Source organism: Methylobacterium sp. J-072, from assembly GCF_022829425.1.
Classification (GTDB): domain Bacteria; phylum Pseudomonadota; class Alphaproteobacteria; order Rhizobiales; family Beijerinckiaceae; genus Methylobacterium.
Genome location: NZ_JAKSYK010000083.1, coordinates 43806 through 60240, shown reverse-complemented (window position 1 = coordinate 60240; position 16435 = coordinate 43806). Strand labels below are relative to the sequence as shown.

General features: G+C 69.3%; 14 protein-coding genes. 10 read left to right on the top strand and 4 right to left on the bottom strand.

The features are described from left to right. Positions 1-69: 69 nt before the first annotated feature. The 7 genes from MKK67_RS08500 to polA all read left to right on the top strand — a co-directional run bounded on the left by MKK67_RS08500 (position 70) and on the right by polA (position 7580). Positions 70-1281 (top strand): putative DNA modification/repair radical SAM protein, encoded by a 1212-nt coding sequence (locus MKK67_RS08500; RefSeq protein WP_243963402.1) that lies wholly within the window; start codon positions 70-72, stop codon positions 1279-1281. An 89-nt stretch (positions 1282-1370) separates the two neighbouring features. Beyond that, positions 1371-2900 (top strand): UdgX family uracil-DNA binding protein, encoded by a 1530-nt coding sequence (locus tag MKK67_RS08495; protein WP_243963401.1) that lies wholly within the window; start codon positions 1371-1373, stop codon positions 2898-2900. An 86-nt stretch (positions 2901-2986) separates the two neighbouring features. Further along, positions 2987-3283 (top strand): nucleotidyltransferase family protein, encoded by a 297-nt coding sequence (locus MKK67_RS08490; protein ID WP_243963400.1) that lies wholly within the window; start codon positions 2987-2989, stop codon positions 3281-3283. After that, positions 3240-3626, top strand: coding sequence for a DUF86 domain-containing protein (locus MKK67_RS08485; RefSeq protein WP_243963399.1), 387 nt, complete (start codon positions 3240-3242; stop codon positions 3624-3626). Before MKK67_RS08490 ends, MKK67_RS08485 begins: the two co-directional genes overlap by 44 nt. A 125-nt stretch (positions 3627-3751) precedes the next feature. Next, a complete protein-coding gene (locus MKK67_RS08480; RefSeq protein ID WP_243963398.1) occupies positions 3752-4048 on the top strand; it encodes a nucleotidyltransferase family protein in 297 nt (98 codons plus the stop codon). Then, a complete protein-coding gene (locus tag MKK67_RS08475) occupies positions 4029-4388 on the top strand; it encodes a DUF86 domain-containing protein (RefSeq protein ID WP_243963397.1) in 360 nt (119 codons plus the stop codon). The genes MKK67_RS08480 and MKK67_RS08475 overlap by 20 nt, the downstream gene beginning before the upstream one ends. 39 nt (positions 4389-4427) lie before the next feature. Next, entirely contained in the window at positions 4428-7580 is a 3153-nt protein-coding gene (gene polA / locus MKK67_RS08470; RefSeq protein ID WP_243963396.1) for a DNA polymerase I, read from the top strand. A gap of 28 nt (positions 7581-7608) precedes the next feature. Here the strand turns inward: polA and MKK67_RS08465 are convergent, their stop codons facing one another. Then, on the bottom strand, positions 7609-8067 hold the full coding sequence (locus MKK67_RS08465; RefSeq protein ID WP_243963395.1) for a GrpB family protein: 459 nt from the start codon (positions 8065-8067) through the stop codon (positions 7609-7611). Between the two features lie 161 nt (positions 8068-8228). Between MKK67_RS08465 and MKK67_RS08460 the strand changes: the two genes are divergently transcribed. The 3 genes from MKK67_RS08460 to MKK67_RS08450 all read left to right on the top strand — a co-directional run bounded on the left by MKK67_RS08460 (position 8229) and on the right by MKK67_RS08450 (position 13247). Beyond that, positions 8229-10316, top strand: a complete 2088-nt coding sequence (locus MKK67_RS08460) for an ATP-binding protein (protein ID WP_243963394.1) — start codon at positions 8229-8231, stop codon at positions 10314-10316. Positions 10317-10383: 67 nt separating this feature from the next. Continuing rightward, positions 10384-11355, top strand: coding sequence for an NADPH:quinone oxidoreductase family protein (locus MKK67_RS08455; protein WP_243963393.1), 972 nt, complete (start codon positions 10384-10386; stop codon positions 11353-11355). Positions 11356-11564: 209 nt separating this feature from the next. After that, the gene (locus MKK67_RS08450; protein WP_243963392.1) at positions 11565-13247 is read left to right on the top strand and encodes a methyl-accepting chemotaxis protein; all 1683 of its coding nucleotides are present in this window, start codon (positions 11565-11567) and stop codon (positions 13245-13247) included. 10 nt (positions 13248-13257) lie between these two features. Here MKK67_RS08450 and MKK67_RS08445 read toward each other — a convergent pair whose 3' ends face one another. From MKK67_RS08445 to MKK67_RS08435, 3 genes are all read right to left on the bottom strand, one after another. Continuing rightward, on the bottom strand, positions 13258-14271 hold the full coding sequence (locus MKK67_RS08445; protein WP_243963391.1) for an adenosine kinase: 1014 nt from the start codon (positions 14269-14271) through the stop codon (positions 13258-13260). 52 nt (positions 14272-14323) lie between these two features. Further along, a complete protein-coding gene (locus MKK67_RS08440) occupies positions 14324-14878 on the bottom strand; it encodes a Uma2 family endonuclease (protein ID WP_243963390.1) in 555 nt (184 codons plus the stop codon). A gap of 66 nt (positions 14879-14944) precedes the next feature. After that, complete coding sequence (locus MKK67_RS08435; RefSeq protein WP_243963389.1) at positions 14945-16354, bottom strand: MFS transporter; 1410 nt, start codon at positions 16352-16354, stop codon at positions 14945-14947. Positions 16355-16435 lie beyond the last annotated feature (81 nt).

Below are 16435 nucleotides of genomic sequence, written 5' to 3'. Positions count from 1 at the left end.
GGCATCACGGACGGGGGCCGGGTGCCGGTCGGCCTTGCCTCTCGAGGCCTCTCGTTCATTGTCTGTTCGATGGACGAAACCCTGGCCAAGAAACTGCGCATCCTGGCCGATGCCGCCAAGTACGATGCCTCCTGCGCCTCCTCGGCGGCGCCGAAGCGGGCGGCCGGGAAGGATGGGCTCGGCTCCACCACCGGGGCCGGCATCTGCCACGCCTACACGCCGGACGGGCGGTGCGTCTCGCTGCTGAAGATCCTGCTGACCAACTGGTGTTTGTTCGATTGCGCCTATTGCATCAACCGGCGGTCCTCGAACGTGCGGCGGGCGAAGTTTAGCGTCGAGGAGGTCGTGAACCTCACCCTCAATTTCTACCGGCGCAATTACATCGAGGGCCTGTTCCTGTCGTCCGGCATCATCAAGTCGCCGGACCACACCATGGAGCTGCTGACCCGGGTGGCGAAATCGCTCCGGCGCGACCATGGCTTTGCCGGCTACATCCATCTCAAGTCGATCCCCGAGGCGAGCCCTTGGCTGATTGAGGAGGCCGGCCTTTACGCCGACCGGCTCTCGATCAACGTCGAATTGCCCACCGAGGCGAGCCTGGAGCGCCTGGCCCCCGAGAAGGACGGCGCCGCGATCCAGAGCGCCATGGCGCAGATCGGCGAGCGCATCGTCGAGGCCAAAGCCGAGAAGCGGCGCTTCTCCCCGGCCGGGCACTCGACCCAGGTGATCGTCGGCGCCGACGCCACCACCGACGAGGCCCTGATCCGCAAGAGTGCGCATCTCTACGGCAGCGTCGGCCTGAAGCGGGTCTATTACTCGGCGTTCAGCCCGATCCCGGACGGCTCGGCGATCCTGCCGCCGAAGCCGCCGCCCCTTCAGCGCGAGCACCGGCTGTACCAGGCCGATTGGCTGCTGCGGTATTACGAATTCACACCGGACGAGGTCGCCGACGCCTCCGAGGGCGGCATGCTCGCCCTCGACATCGACCCGAAGCTCGCCTGGGCGCTCAAGCACCGCGAGAAATTTCCCGTGGACGTGAACAAGGCCGACCGGGAGTGGCTGCTGCGGGTGCCGGGCCTCGGGGCCAAAGCGGTCGACAAGATCATCACGGCGCGCCGCCACGCGACCCTGCGCCTCGACGACGTCGCCCGGCTGACCTCCGGGCTGAAGCGGGCGCGCCCGTTCCTGATCGCCGCCGATCACCGCCCGGTCGGGCTCACCGACCGGCTCGACCTGCGCGAACGCCTGGTCGAGCCGGCGCGGCAGCTGAGCCTGTTTTGATGAAGGCCGGAAGCGCGACTTTCCCTCCCCCCTCTGCGGGGGAGGGTGGGCCGGTCGTCAGGCCGGGTCGGGAGAGGGGCAGCGCAACGATGCAGGATGGCGCGGTCGTCGCGACTCCTCCGGAAGCGGCGCTCCCCTCTCCCGACCCCCTCCGGGGGCCACCCTCCCCCGCAGAGGGGGGAGGGGATGCGCACGCGCCGCAGAGCATCCTCCTGCGTCCGGGTGCCGATCTCACCGGTTTCCGCGATGCGGCGCGCCGGCTAGTCGCGCAGGGCGTCCCCCCCGAGGCGGTGGCGTGGACGGTGACGGATTCGCCCGGCCTGTTCGGCGCCGAGTCGGTTCAGGCTGCAAGCGCGCCACTCGCCCTGCCTAAGGCCGTCGCCGGCCTGATCCCCCAGGTGATCCCGCACCGCGATCCGGAGCGCTACGGCCTGCTCTACGCCCTGATCTGGCGGGTGTGCCGGGGCGAGCGGCACCTGATGGAGGTCGGCAGCGATCCCCTGGTCCACCGCCTGCACCGGATGGCGAAGGCGATCGGGCGTGACCTGCACAAGATGCACGCCTTCCTGCGCTTCCGCCGCGCCGAGGATTCGGGCGGCGAGCATTTCGTGGCGTGGTTCGAGCCCGACCACCACATCCTGGAGGCGGCCGCGCCGTTCTTCGTCGCGCGCTTCCGCGGCATGCGCTGGTCGATCCTGACGCCCGACGGGTCGGCGCAGTGGGATACGGACACCCTGACCTACGGCCCACCCGGGGACCGCTCCGCGCTGCCCGAGGGCGATGGCTTCGAGGCCGGCTGGCAGACCTACTACGAGAGCACGTTCAACCCGGCCCGCACCAATCTCCGGGCGATGCGGGCGGAGATGCCCAAAAAATACTGGCGCAACATGCCCGAGACCGCCGCGATCCCCGCCCTCGTGCGGGCGGCGGCGGGGCGGACCGAAGCGATGATCGAGAGGGAACCGACCTTGCCCACACGCCGCGAACCCGCCCGCGCCGTCGCCGCCATGGCCGACCAGGATCCAAAAAACCTCGACGAACTGAACGCGATCATCAAGCGGACCGAGCCGCTGGTCCCGGGCGCGACGCAGGCGGTGCTCGGCGAGGGGCCGGTCGGCGCGATCATCGCCTTCGTCGGCGAGCAGCCGGGCGACCAGGAGGACCGGCAGGGCCGCCCCTTCGTGGGGCCGGCAGGACAATTGCTCTCGCGGGCCATGGCGGAGGCCGGGATCGACCGGGGGGCGAGCTACCTCACGAACGCGGTCAAGCATTTCAAGTTCGAGGAGCGCGGCAAGCGCCGCATCCATCAGAAGCCCACGGCCGGGGAGGTCAGCCACTACCGCTGGTGGCTCGACCGCGAGCTCGACTTCGTGGCCCCGAAGCTCGTGGTCGCGCTCGGCGCCACCGCCGTGCTGGCGCTCACCGGCAAGGCGGTCCAGATCACCCGGGCGCGCGGCCCGTTCCGGTTCGAGCGGCTCGACAACCGCTTCCAGGGCTTCATCACAGTCCACCCGTCCTACCTGCTGCGCCTGCCCGACGAGGCCAAGGCCGAGGCCTACGCGGCCTTTGTGGACGACCTGCGCCGGGTGGAGGAGATCGGGCGCGAATTGGCTGCGTGATCGGCATCCTGTTGAGAGTTGCGCCGCTATCATTTTGGCGCTGGCTGGGCCTTCAGCGCGCGGGCCTTCCGGATTAACATTGCTGGATGGACAGTCAGGCCGCCATTGCGATCTTGCGCGCCAACGAGGCCGCGTTGCGAAGCCGCGGCGTTCGACATGCTGCCCTGTTCGGCTCGATCGCCCGGGGGGAGGGGCATCCGGGAAGCGATCTCGATGTGATGATCGATATCGACACCGAGGTCGTCCGTGACGTGTACGACTATGTCGGTGTCACCGGGTTCATCGCCGACCTGTTTCCGATCGCCGTCGATGTCGCCAGCCGCGACATGCTGAGGCCCCATGTCCGCCCGCATGCCGAGCGCGACGCGATTCATGCTTTCTGACCGCGGACGCGACGCGCTGCTCGGAATCCTGGAGAATGCAGAGGCGGCGCAGGACTTCGTCTCCGGCATGAGTTTCGATACGTTTGCGGTGGACCGACGCAGCGTCTACGCGGTCACGCGCTGCCTGGAGATCATCTCCGAGGCGAGCCGGCGCGTCGATCCCGAAACGCAGCTCCGTCATCCGCACCTGCCCTGGCGTCAGATCGCTGATGCCGGGAATGTCTATCGGCATCGCTACAAGAGTGTCTCGGCGCTGATGATCTGGCGTGTGGTTCAAGGTCGGATGGCCGATCTCGTGGCGATGTGCCGGGCCGAACTGGATGCCTCGCAAAACGAGCCGTGAGCGTCTCCGGCGGCAATCGTTGTTGATCCTCGACAATCCAGCATGGATGCGGGCGACCAAGCGGGAGCCGTGGCGCTTGGTTTCTGTTAACCTGGCGCCGATCGCATCCGCCCGGCCCCTCTGCCATGGACAGCCACGACGCCCTCGCCATCCTGCGTGCCAACGAGGCAGAGTTGCGCCGCCGCGGCGTCCGGCACGCGGCCCTGTTCGGCTCTGTCGCCCGCGGCGAGGCCCGGGCCGACAGCGACCTCGACGTGATGATCGAGATCGACCCGGAGCGGGTACGCGACCTGTTCACTTATGTCGGCCTGTGCCGGTTCATTGACGACCTGTTCCCGGTTCCCGTCGACGTGGCGGACCGCCAGGGCCTCAAGGAGCGCGTCCGGAAGAGGGCCGAGCGCGATGCCGTTTCAGCCTTCTGAGCGCGCGCTCGACGCCTGCGAGGACATCATCGTCAACGCCCGGTCCGCCGAGCATTTCGTTGCGGGGATGACCTTCGAGGCGTTCGAAGCAGATTTGCGAACCAACTATGCCGTGGTCCGCTGTCTGGAGATCATCTCGGAAGCGAGCCGGCGCTTGACCGATGAGATGCGCGACCGCCACCCGAACGTGCCGTGGCGCGACATCGCAGACGCGAGCAACGTCTACCGTCACGGCTATCACCGGGTCATGCTGGACAACGTCTGGCTCACCGTCCACGACGAACTGCCCGTTCTCGTCGCGGCCTGCCGGGCCGAGCTGGACCGCGCGCCCGAGCCCTGATCGCCCCGAGACGCCTTCGCCCATGACTGTCGAGCGCCCATGACCGTCGAGACTGCCGCCGCAAGTCCCAAAAAAGTCGGCCCGGGCGATCAGGTGATTCTGGTCGACGGCTCCTCGTTCATCTTCCGGGCCTATTTCCAGTCGATCAACCAGGACCAGAAGTACAATTCGCGCCCCTCGGATGGGCTGCCCACCGGCGCCGTGCGGCTGTTCTGCACCAAGATCGCGCAGTTCATCCAGGAGGGGGCCGCCGGCACGATGCCGACCCATCTCGGCATCGTCTTCGACAAGTCCGAAGGCTCGTTCCGCAAGGAGATGTTCCCGGACTACAAGGGCCACCGCCCCGACGCACCCGACGACCTCAAGCGGCAGATGCCGCTGATGCGCGACGCGGTGCGGGCCTTCGGCCTGCACGCGGTGGAGCTGGAGCGCTACGAGGCCGACGACCTGATCGCCACCTACACCCGACAGGCGGAGGCCCGGGGCGCCGGCGTCATCATCGTCTCGTCCGACAAGGACCTGATGCAGCTCGTCGGGCCGCTGGTCCGGTTCTACGATTTCGAATCCGGCGCCAAGGGCAAGGCCGGCTACCGGCCCGAGCGCAACCTCGATGTCGAGGCGATCATCGCCAAATGGGAGGGGCTGCAGCCCAACCAGATCGGCGACGCGCTGGCCCTGATCGGCGACACCTCCGACAACGTCCCCGGCGTGCCCGGCATCGGTTTGAAGACCGCCGCGGCCCTGATCAAGGAGTTCGGCAGCCTGGACGCACTGCTGGAACGGGCCGGCGAGATCAAGCAGCCCAAGCGCCGCGAGACTCTGCTGGCCAATGTCGATCAGGCCAAGCTGTCGCGCAAACTGGTGGCTCTGGTGGAGGACGTGCCGGTCCCGGTCGACCTGGACGACCTGCGCGTCCCCGAGCCCGACCCGCAAAAGCTCGTCGGCTTCCTGAAGGCGATGGAGTTCAACACCCTGACCCGCCGCATCGCCCAGATGCTGCATGTCGACCCCGAGGCGGTGAAGCCGGATCCGGCGCTGCTGCCGGGCGCCAAGCCCCACGGCTACAGCAACGGCGCCGGCGGCAGCGATGCGGTGCCGTTCTTCGGCGACTCCGTGCCGCCGGACCCGGAGACCGAAGCGGCCGGGGCCGAGCGGCCGCCGGGTGCCGCCCCGCCCGAGGGCGGCGAGGTCGATCCCTTCGCCGATCTCGACCTGCCGGACGCACCGGCCAAGCCCCGGGCGCCGATCGAGGCGACGCCGGGCAACGTGGTCGCCGCCCGCGCTGCCGAGGCGGTGGCGCCGTTCGACACCGCCGCCTACGAGACCGTCGCGTCCCTGGAGCAGCTCGACGCCTGGATCGCCGAGGCTGAGGAGGCCGGGGTGGTCGCGGTCGATACCGAGACCGACGCGCTGGACGCGCACAAGGCCGGGCTGGTCGGCGTCTCCCTGGCCATCGCCACCGGCCGGGCCTGCTACATCCCGCTGGCCCATATCCAGGCCGCGAAGGTGCAGGCCGATTCCACCGACCTGTTCGGCGAGGGCGCGGCGGCCTCCGACGTGGCCGAGCTGGTGCCCGGCCAGATCCCGCTCGACGCGGCCATCGCCCGGCTGAAGCGGCTCCTCGAGAATCCCGGGGTGCTGAAGGTCGGCCAGAACCTGAAATACGATTGGGTCGTGCTCGCCCGCTACGGCATCGAGATTGCGCCGTTCGACGACACGATGCTGATCTCCTACGTGCTCGACGCCGGCAAGGGCGGCCACGGCATGGACGAGCTGGCCCGCCGCCATCTCGGCCACCAGCCGATCACGTTTTCCGATGTGGCCGGTACGGGCCGCAACAAGGTCAGCTTCGACCGGGTCGCGATCGACAAGGCCACGGCCTACGCGGCCGAGGACGCGGACGTGACCTTGCGCCTGTGGCGGATGATGAAGCCGCGCCTCGTCGCCGAGCGGCGCGTGGCCGTCTACGAGACCCTGGAGCGGCCGCTCCTGCCGGTGATCGCCCGGATGGAGCAGCGCGGCATCCGGGTCGACCGCGAGATGCTGAGCCGACTTTCGGGCGATTTTTCGCAGATCCTGGTCCGCCTGGAGGAGGAGATCCAGGAGGATGCCGGCGAGAAATTTTCCGTCGGCTCGCCCAAGCAGATCGGCGACATCCTGTTCGGGAAAATGGGCCTGCCGGGAGCGAAGAAGACGCCCTCCGGGCAATGGGCGACGCCCGCGACGCTTCTCGAAGAACTGGCCCAGGCCGGGCATCCCCTCCCCAAAAAGATCCTGGAGTGGCGCCAGCTCTCGAAGCTGAAATCCACCTACACCGATTCGCTCCAGACCCATGCCGATCGGGAGACCGCCCGGGTCCACACCTCGTTCTCGCTGGCGGCGACCACGACGGGTCGCCTGTCCTCCTCCGAGCCGAACCTCCAGAATATCCCGATCCGCACCGAGGAGGGCCGCCGCATCCGCCGCGCCTTCGTGGCCGCGCCGGGCAACCGGCTGATCTCGGCGGATTACTCGCAGATCGAATTGCGGCTCCTCGCCCACATGGCCGACATCCCGGAGCTGCGGAAAGCATTCGAGGACGGCATTGACATCCATGCGGCGACCGCCTCGGCGATGTTCGGCGTGTCGCTCAAGGACATGACCCCGGACCTGCGGCGCCGCGCCAAGACCATCAATTTCGGCATCATCTATGGCATCTCGGCCTTCGGGCTGGCCGACCGGCTCGGCATCGGCCGGGAGGAGGCCTCGGCGTTCATCAAGCAGTATTTCGAGCAGTTCCCGGGCATCCGCGACTACATCGACACCACCAAGAAAATCTGCCGGGACAAGGGCTACGTCACGACGCTGTTCGGCCGCGTCTGCCACTATCCGCAGATCCGCTCCAACAACCCGTCCGAGCGCGCCAGCGTCGAGCGCCAGGCGATCAACGCCCCGATCCAGGGTTCGGCCGCCGACATCATCCGCCGGGCCATGACCCGGATCGAGGGGGCGCTCACCGCCCAAAAGCTCAAGGTCAGCATGCTGCTGCAGGTGCACGACGAGCTGGTCTTCGAGGCCGCCGAGGACGAGGTCGATCGCGCGATCCCGATTATTGCGAGTGTGATGGAGGAGGCTCCGGCGCCGGCTCTGACGCTGCGGGTGCCGCTGGTGGTGGAGGCCAAGGCGGCGGGGAACTGGCAAGAGGCGCATTGAGGTCGTAGGCCTGCGCCGTCCCGGCGGCCTAACCGCCGTCGCGCGACGATGGCGACGGGCAGGATTGCAGGACGTCGGCGATGAACGCGTCCTTTGCGGCGCGGTACAGCGTCATCGGGTGATCATGGTGGGCGCGCTTCAGCGCATTGTAGCGGGCCACCAGTTCGGGATCAGCGCGCAGGGCCGCGGCGAAACGGTGGAAGACATCTAAGGGCCCGTCTTTGACGGTGAGCTGGATCCCGAGATGCGGCATCCGGCCGGTATCCTCGAAGGCTGCGAAGTCATCGGTGCGGACTGAACCGTCGTTGCGCGCGAAGCGTGCCGCAAGGCAGCTTTCAGCGGCGGCGAAGCCCTGACCCTCGACCCGGACCACGATATCGAGATCCCCTTTGGTCAAGCAGCCCGGTATGGCCGTGGCGCCGACGTGCAGGATCTCCGTCGCGGCCGGCAGGACCGGCTCGAGTGTGCGGCGGACGACCGCGAACAACTGTTCCGCGGCTGCGCGGGCCGCGCCATCGTCTTCGATCAGGCGGAAGCGCTGAGCATGAGGCATGGCGAGCGATCTTCTATTTAGGCTGCGCGGCCTTGGAAGTACGGTCGAAGACGGTCATACGCGGCATTAGCCATGATGCAGATCACTATCGCCCCGTGACCGACCCCCTGGCCTTCCTCTCCGGTGGCGGCGAGGCCGCGCGCATGATCCGCGCGCGCGATTGGTCCGGCCATCCCCTCGGCCCCCCAAAAGCCTGGCCGGCGGAGTTTCGCGCCGCCCTGTCGCTGGTGCTCAACTCGCCGGAATCGATGATCCTGGCCTGGGGGCCGGATCTGCATTTCTTCTTCAACGACACCTACGTCCCCCTGCTCGGGCCGCGGCTGCCTTGGGCCCTGGGCGCGCGGTTCGATGAGGTCTGGGCCGATGGCTGGGCACAGGCCAAGCCGATCATCGAGGCCGCCATGGATGGCCGGCCCGAGCGGTTCATCGACCTGCCGTGGCGGCTCGACACCGACCGGGGCGCGCAGGACACGTGGTGGACCTTCTCGTATTCGCGCGTGCTCGACGCGGACGGCCAAGTCGCCGGGCTGTTCATCCTCACCAACGAGACCACCGGCCGCGTCCTGGCCGATGCCGCCCTCGCGGAGAGCCAGGCTCGGCTGGAGACGGCGCTCGCGGAGCTGCGCGACCTCAACGCCTCCCTGGCCCGGCAGGTCGAGGAGCGCACCGCCGACCGCAACGCCCTGTGGACCCTCTCCTCCGACATGATGCTGCGCTGCCTGTTCGACGGGACGATCACCGCGGTGAACCCGGCCTGGACGGAGGTGCTGGGCTGGCGCGCCGACGCGCTCGTCGGCACCAACCTGATCGACTTCGTCCATCCGGACGATCTCGAACGCACCGGCGAGGGCGCACGGCAGCTGTCCGAGGGCGGGAGCCTCACGCGCTTCGACAACCGCTACCGCCACCGGGACGGCAGCTACCGCTGGATCACCTGGGCGGCCCGGCCCGGGGACGGGGTGATCAACGCGGTCGGGCGCGACTTCACCGGGGAGCGCGAGCGCGCCGACGCCCTGGCGGCCGCCGAGGAGGCCCTGCGCCAATCGCAGAAGATGGAGGCGGTCGGCCAACTCACCGGCGGCATCGCCCACGACTTCAACAACCTGCTCGCCGGCATCTCGGGCTCGCTGGAGCTGATCCAGACCCGACTGGCCCAGGGCCGCGTCATGGATGTGGATCGCTACATCAATGCCGCCCAGGGCGCGTCGAAGCGCGCCGCCGCCCTCACACACCGCCTGCTCGCCTTCTCCCGCCGGCAGACCCTCGACCCGAAACCCACCGACGTGAACCGGCTGGTGGCCGGCCTGGAGGAGCTGATCCGGCGCACGGTCGGCCCCGCCGTCACCGTCGCGGTGGCTGCCGATGCCGGCCTGTGGCCGGCCCTGGTCGACCCGCCGCAGCTCGAGAACGCGCTGATCAACCTGTGCATCAACGCCCGGGACGCGATGCCGGAGGGCGGCCGGATCACGATCGAGACCGTCAACGCCACCTTCGACGCGCGCGAAGCCCGCCGCCTGGACATGCCGCCGGGGCAGTATCTCGTGCTGCGCGTCATCGATACCGGCACCGGCATGCCGCCGGAGATCGTCGCGAAGGTGTTCGAGCCGTTCTTCACCACGAAGCCGATCGGCCAGGGCACCGGCCTCGGCCTGTCGATGATCTACGGCTTCGCCCAGCAATCGGGTGGCGAGGTGCGGATCGTCTCGGAAGTCGGCCGGGGCACCCATGTCTGCCTCTACCTGCCCCGCCACCGCGGCGACGTGGCGGAAGAGGATCCACACGCCGTCCCGGGGGCGCCGGCCCGGGCGGCGCCGGGGGAGACCGTGCTGGTGGTCGACGACGAGCCGACCGTGCGCATGCTGGTCACCGAAGTGCTGGAGGATCTGGGCTACACGGCGATCGAGGCGGCCGACAGCGTCGCCGGCCTCAAGGTGCTGCAATCCGACGTACGCATCGACCTGCTGGTGAGCGATGTCGGGCTGCCGGGCGGCATGAACGGCCGGCAGATGGCCGAGGCCGGGCGGGCCACGCGCCCCGGTCTCAGGGTGCTGTTCATCACTGGCTACGCGGAGAACGCGGTGCTCGGCAACGGCCAGCTCGACCCCGGCATGCAGGTGATCACAAAACCGTTCGTGGTCGAGGTGCTGGGCGCCCGCATCCGCGAGATGATCGGGACGGCTTGACCGCGCGGCCGGTCTTAGCCTGAACGTTGGTCTGAACAGAGACAAAGACACCAACCGGGAGGACAGGATGCGGGCGCTGCTGTGCACGAAGCTCGACGGGCCGGAGCATCTGGCGATCGTGGAGCGTCCCGATCCGGTGCCGGGTCCCGGGCAGGCCCTGGTGCGGATCCGGCTCGCGGCCCTCAACTTCTTCGACACGCTGATCGTGGCCGGCCGCTATCAGGTGAAGCCGCCGCTGCCGTTCTCGCCGGGCGGCGAGGGCGTCGGCGTGGTCGAGGCGCTGGGGGAGGGGGCCTCGGGCGTCGCCGTGGGCGAGCGGGTGATCGTCCATGCCGGCCATGGCTGCTGCGCCGAGCTGATCGCCATCGACGCGGCGAAGCTCACGCCGGTGCCGGAGGCCGTGCCGGACGCGCAGGCCGCGGGGCTCACCATCACCTACGGCACCTCGCTGCACGCGCTGGCCAACCGGGCGCAGGTGAAGCCGGGCGAGTGGCTCGCGGTTCTGGGCGCCTCCGGCGGCGTCGGCCTCGCCGCGGTGGAGCTCGGCCGCCTGATGGGGGCCCGGGTGATCGCCTGCGCCTCCTCGGAGGAAAAACTCGCGGTCGCCCGCGCCCACGGCGCCGAGGCCACCCTGGTCTACGATCCCACCACCTTGAAGGACGAACTGCGCCGGATCAGCGGCGGCGGGGTCGACGTGGTCTACGACGCGGTCGGCGGCGACTACGCCGAGCCGGCCCTGCGGGCGCTGGCCTGGCGCGGCCGCTACCTCGTCATCGGTTTCGCCGCCGGCGGCATCCCGCGCCTGCCGCTCAACCTGATGCTCCTGAAGGAGCTCGACGTGCAGGGCGTCCACTGGGGCGCCTTCCTCGACCGCGAGCCGGAGGCGCACCGGGCCGACCAGCGCCGGCTGCTCGCCTGGGTCGCCGAGGGCAAGCTCACCGCGCAGGTCCACGGCACCTACGAACTGGCCGATTTCCCGGAGGCCTTCGGCCTGCTGACCCGCCGGGCGGCGGTGGGGAAGGTGCTGCTGCGGCCGTGATCCGGCAGGCCGTCGCGGCGATCGCCGTTTCTCTACTTCCAATTGGGCTCAAGGGAATCGTTTCAGGCTATAAAGCGAGCCTGCGCGAGAATTTGTTCGTCATCCCGTCTGACGATCGTCGATTTTTTAAATTAAAGCGCGGTCTTTAAATCCCTCTTGTCACGCTGGCGCGGTAATATCTTACGCCGTGACGCGGGGTGGAGAGTGAGATGCGGTTTGGTCGCAGCATAACGGTCCGGTTGTTCCTGGTTTCGTGTATCGGTCTTGTTCTTCTGGTCGTAAATTCATTGTGCAATATTGTAAGTATCAAAGACGTGCATGATTCGGCCCGGGAGATGCGGGATGTCTGGAACGTGAAGAATCACGAGCTGGACGAGCTGCAGTTTCTGGCGCTGCGCTACCACACCACGACGATCCGCAAGGTCATCGCCGAGGACAGCGCCGAAAACCGCGACCTGGACGCGGAATTCACCGAGATGGATGCGGCCATCCCGGAGAAATTCCAGCGGTATCGGTCGCATATCGGATCGCCGCGCGAGACCGGCCTGTGGAACGCGTTCGAGGCGCGGTGGCAGGCCTATCTGGCGTCCCGGGAGGCCATTGTCGCCGCGCTCAAGCGCGGTGACCGCACCGCAGCCCGCGACGCCATCGCGCCGGCCCGCGGCCCTCTGGTGGGCGCCTTCGGAGCGTTGGCGGATCTCGCCAAGGTCAATGCCGAGGGCACGCAGACCGCGACGAAGCGCGCCGAGGACGCCTACACCACCGCCTGGACGGTGACGGTCGCCGTGCTGATCGCGGGTTTGGCCGCGACGGCTGGAGCCTTCTGGATGATCCTACGGGGCGTCGCCCGCCCGATCCGCACCATGACGGACATCATGACCCGGCTGGCCGCGCAGGACCTGTCCGTCGCCGTTCCCTATGCCGAACGGCAGGACGAAATCGGTGCCATGGCGGCCTCCGTCCAGGTCTTCAAGGACGGCCTGATCCGGGCGCACGCCCTGGAGGCGGAGACCGCTCAGGCGCGGCAGGTCGCCGAGGAGCAGCGCAAGACCGGCATGCGCCAGATCGCCGACGCCTTCGAGGGCGCCGTCGGCGGCATCATCGGGACGGTCTCGGGGGCCGCCGCGGCGTTGCAGGCCACGGCCACCACCATGACCAGCACGGCTTCCGGCGCCGCCAGCCAATCCCTGCGGGTGGCGAGCGCGGCCGAACTGGCCGCCGTCAACGTCAACACCGCCGCCTCGGCCGCGGAGGAACTGGAAAGCTCAGTCCAGGAGATCGGCCGCCAGGTCTCGAACGCGGCGGCGCTGACCCAGGCCGCCGTCGAGGATGCCGCCTCGACCGCCCATCTGGTGCAGGAGCTGAGCGGCGCGGCGGCCCGGATCGGCGACGTGGTGACGATGATCACCACCATCGCCGGACAGACCAACCTGCTGGCCTTGAACGCCACCATCGAGGCGGCGCGTGCCGGCGAGGCCGGGCGGGGCTTCGCCGTGGTGGCCGCGGAGGTGAAGGAGCTGGCGAGCCAGACCGCCAAGGCCACCGACGAGATCAGCGGCCATATCGGGCGGATCCAGGCCTCCACCGACGACGCGGTCACGGCGATCGGCCGCATCGGCGGGCGGATCCAGGAGATCAGCGCGGTGGCGACCCTGATCGCCGCCGCCGTCGAGGAGCAGGGGGCCGCGACCCAGGAGATCGCCCGCAACGTCACCGAGGCGGCCTCGAGCGCCGGCGAGGTGACGAGCAGCATCTCCGGGGTCGCAGGCGCCGCTAACGAGACCGGGGCGGCGGCCAGCCAGGTGCTCACCTCGGCCTCCGAGCTGTCGCTCCGGTCCGAGCATCTCCGGACCGAGGTGACCCACTTCCTCGCGACGGTGCGGGCGGCCTGAACGGGTCCGCTCAGAGCAGCTTGCGCTCCTTGGCCAGACCGACGAGGTCGGCCTGGGGGCGGGCGCCGATATGCTGGATCACCTCGGCGGCCGCCAGCGTCCCGAGGCGGGCGCTGGTGACGTTGTCGAGCCCGCGGGCATGGCCGGCCAGGAACCCGGCGGCGAACAGGTCGCCGGCGCCGGTGGTGTCGAGCACCTCGCGCACCGGGCTCGCCTCGACCGACCGGACCTCGCCGCCCTGCACCACCAGGGCGCCGTCCGACGAGCGGGTGACCAGGCCGAGCAGGTGCCGGCCGCGGGCGTTGCGCTCGTCGCGGAGCGCGGCCACGGCGGCCTCGGGATCGTCGGTCTGGTAGAGGCTCTGGAGCTCGCCGATATTGGCGAACAGGATGTCGACGCTGCCGTCGCGCACGAGCCCTAAGAACTCGTCCCGGTAGCGGCCGACGCAGAACGCGTCCGACAGGGTCAACGCGACGGCGTTGCCGGCCTGGTGGGCGATCTGGACGGCCTTGCGGAACGCGTCCTTGGCGGCGGGCGGGTCCCACAGATAGCCTTCGAGGTAGACCACCCGGGCTGAGGCCACGAGCGCCCGGTCCACGTCCTCGGGGTTCAGACCCTGGCAGGCGCCGAGATAGGTGTTCATGGTGCGCTCGCCGTCCGGCGTCACCAGCACGAAGCAGCGGGCCGTGGCCGGCCCCTCGCTCGCCGGCGGCACCGAGAAGCCAACGCCGGTGGCCTTCAGGTCGTGGCCGAACAGGCCGCCGAGCTCGTCGTTGCGGACCTTGCCGACGAAGCCGGTCTTGGCGCCGAGCAAGGCCGCGCCAACCGCGGTGTTGGCCCCCGAGCCCCCCGAGACGATCGTGGCGGGGCCCATCGCGGCGAACAAAGCCTCCGCGCGCTCCTCGTCGATCAGCTGCATCGCGCCCTTGGTGACGCCCTGGGCAACCAGGAAGGCGTCGTCCGTGCGGGCGATCACGTCGACGATGGCGTTGCCGAGCACGAGGAGATCGAGGGGTGTGGTCATCCGGGCGTCCTGATTCGCTGTTGCGCCGCTGTGACATCCGCCTCGGATCGGATCAAGCCGCGGGATCTCCTGGGGGCGGGAGATCGGCGAACAGCTCGGCGACGGACAGGCTCAGACCGGGCGGGGTCAGGTCGAGGGTGCCCTCGCTGGCGATCCGGGTCGCGATCAGCCCTTCGGCGCCGCGCGTATGGTGGATCACCAGGCGCTTGACCGGGTCGATCATCAGATAGTGCGCGACGCTGGCGAGGCTGAAATAGCCGGAGAGCTTGCGGCCGGAATCGACTGTGACCGTGCTGGGCGACAGCACCTCGACCACGAGGATAGGATTGCGGATCTCGATCGCGTCCGGGTCCGCACGCGCGCCGCAATAGACGAGGGCGTCGGGCTCGAAGACCGTCGTGTCGTCAATGCGCACGCTCATCCCGTCCGGCAATGCGCGACAGGGAAGCGGCGTCCGGCTCAGAGCGGATCGGAGAGCGAGATAAGCCGAGGCCTTGACCTCCGCATGCCGAACCCGCTCCGGCGACATCGCAACAACTTGGCCTTCGACCAGCTCGTAACGTCCCGGCTGGTCCTCGGCCCAGACCAGGAACTCGTCGACCGTCATCCGGGGCTTCGGCTGCGCGACCATGCCGTCAGGCTAGCACGATTCGCCTTCGCAGGAAGGCGAGCCTCACCCAGCGATCTTCTCCAAAGCCACGTCGCGGGTGCGAGGCCCCAGCAGCCCGACCAGCAGCCCCGCGGCCAGCATCGCCGCGGAGATGAACAAAAACACGCCCGGGGTGCCGGCCTCGCGCAGCACGAAGGCGATGACGAAGCCCGTAAAAATCGCCGAGAAGCGGCTCCAGGAATAGACGAAGCCCACCGCCCGCGCCCGGATGCCGGTGGGGAACAGCTCGGCCTGGTAGGCGTGGAAGCTGTAGGACATTACGTTGGAGGCGAGCGTCAGGCCGATCCCGAGCGCGACGATCGCCGACACGTCCCGGGTCTGCGCGAAGGCCAGCCCGCAGGCGATGTAGACCAGTGCCGCGGCCACGATGACGTGCTTGCGCTCGAACCGGTCGGCAATGGCGAGCCCGATCAGCGGCCCGACCGGGGCGGCGAGCGCGATCAGCGCCGTGTAGGCGAGGCTCGACGTGATGGTGATGCCCTGCGCCACCAGCAGGGTCGGCACCCAGTTGGCGAAGCCGTAGAAGCCCACCGTCTGGAAGACGTTGAACCCGGCCATCATCAGCGCCCGGCGCCGATAGGGCGGCACCCACAAATCGCCGTAGGCATCGCGCCGCTGCACGGGTTCGGGGGCAGCGGGCGCCGGCAGGGGCCGGCCGTACTCGGCGGCGACTTGGCCCTCGAGGCGCCGCAGGACCGCGTCGGCTTCTGCCAGCCGCCCGCGCTCGACCAGCCAGCGCGGGCTCTCCGGCAGCCCGGCGCGCAGCCACCAGACCCCGATCGCCGCGGTGGCGCCGATCAGCACGACCCAGCGCCAGCCATCGATCCCCAGCGGCGCCGTCGGGATCAGCAGGTAGGACAGGAACGCCACCACCGGCACGGCGGTGAAGCCGATGCCCTGGCACAGGGCGAAAGCGCGGCCGCGGATCCCCTTCGGCACCAGCTCCGAGAGGTAGCTGCCGATGGTCACCATCTCCAGGCCGAGGCCGATCCCGGCGATCAACCGCCAGAGATTGAGCCCGAACGCCTCGGTCTGACAGGTCATCACCACGTTGGCGGCGGTGTAGGACAGGAGCGACCACGTGAAGATCGCTCGGCGGCCGAACCGGTCGGCGAGCCAGCCGCAGACCAGCGTGCCGATGAACAGCCCGGTGAACAGGGCCGCCACGAAGCTCGCGACGCCGCTCGCGCCGAACAGCCCGGGGGTGGTCGGCGTGAGGATCCCGGCCTTCACGAGGCCCGGGGCGACGTAGCCGGTGAACAGCAGGTCGTAGAGCTCGAAGAAAAAGCCGAGGCCGAGCAAAGCCACGAAGCGCCAGACCGTGCGCGTGGGCGGCAGCCGGTCGAGGCGGGCCAGGATGGCGCCGGGGTCCAGGGCGGGTCCGTCAGGCTGCGCGATCCGTGTCGTCGCCATCCGGGCGCGCCTCCCATACCGAGCGTTGTCGCTTATGCGCTCGCCACTGCCTTGGAACTGTCACGCCTGCAAGGGTTCGTT

Excerpts from the sequence above, each read along its gene's own strand:
- MKK67_RS08500 (WP_243963402.1), top strand. The coding sequence starts at position 70 with ATGGACGAAACCCTGGCCAAGAAACTGCGCATCCTGGCCGATGCCGCC.
- MKK67_RS08495 (WP_243963401.1), top strand. The coding sequence starts at position 1,371 with ATGCAGGATGGCGCGGTCGTCGCGACTCCTCCGGAAGCGGCGCTCCCC.
- MKK67_RS08490 (WP_243963400.1), top strand. The coding sequence starts at position 2,987 with ATGGACAGTCAGGCCGCCATTGCGATCTTGCGCGCCAACGAGGCCGCG.
- MKK67_RS08485 (WP_243963399.1), top strand. The coding sequence starts at position 3,240 with ATGTCCGCCCGCATGCCGAGCGCGACGCGATTCATGCTTTCTGACCGC.
- MKK67_RS08480 (WP_243963398.1), top strand. The coding sequence starts at position 3,752 with ATGGACAGCCACGACGCCCTCGCCATCCTGCGTGCCAACGAGGCAGAG.
- MKK67_RS08475 (WP_243963397.1), top strand. The coding sequence starts at position 4,029 with ATGCCGTTTCAGCCTTCTGAGCGCGCGCTCGACGCCTGCGAGGACATC.
- polA (WP_243963396.1), top strand. The coding sequence starts at position 4,428 with ATGACCGTCGAGACTGCCGCCGCAAGTCCCAAAAAAGTCGGCCCGGGC.
- MKK67_RS08455 (WP_243963393.1), top strand. The coding sequence starts at position 10,384 with ATGCGGGCGCTGCTGTGCACGAAGCTCGACGGGCCGGAGCATCTGGCG.
- MKK67_RS08450 (WP_243963392.1), top strand. The coding sequence starts at position 11,565 with ATGCGGTTTGGTCGCAGCATAACGGTCCGGTTGTTCCTGGTTTCGTGT.
- MKK67_RS08445 (WP_243963391.1), bottom strand. The coding sequence starts at position 14,271 with ATGACCACACCCCTCGATCTCCTCGTGCTCGGCAACGCCATCGTCGAC.
- MKK67_RS08440 (WP_243963390.1), bottom strand. The coding sequence starts at position 14,878 with ATGACGGTCGACGAGTTCCTGGTCTGGGCCGAGGACCAGCCGGGACGT.
- MKK67_RS08435 (WP_243963389.1), bottom strand. The coding sequence starts at position 16,354 with ATGGCGACGACACGGATCGCGCAGCCTGACGGACCCGCCCTGGACCCC.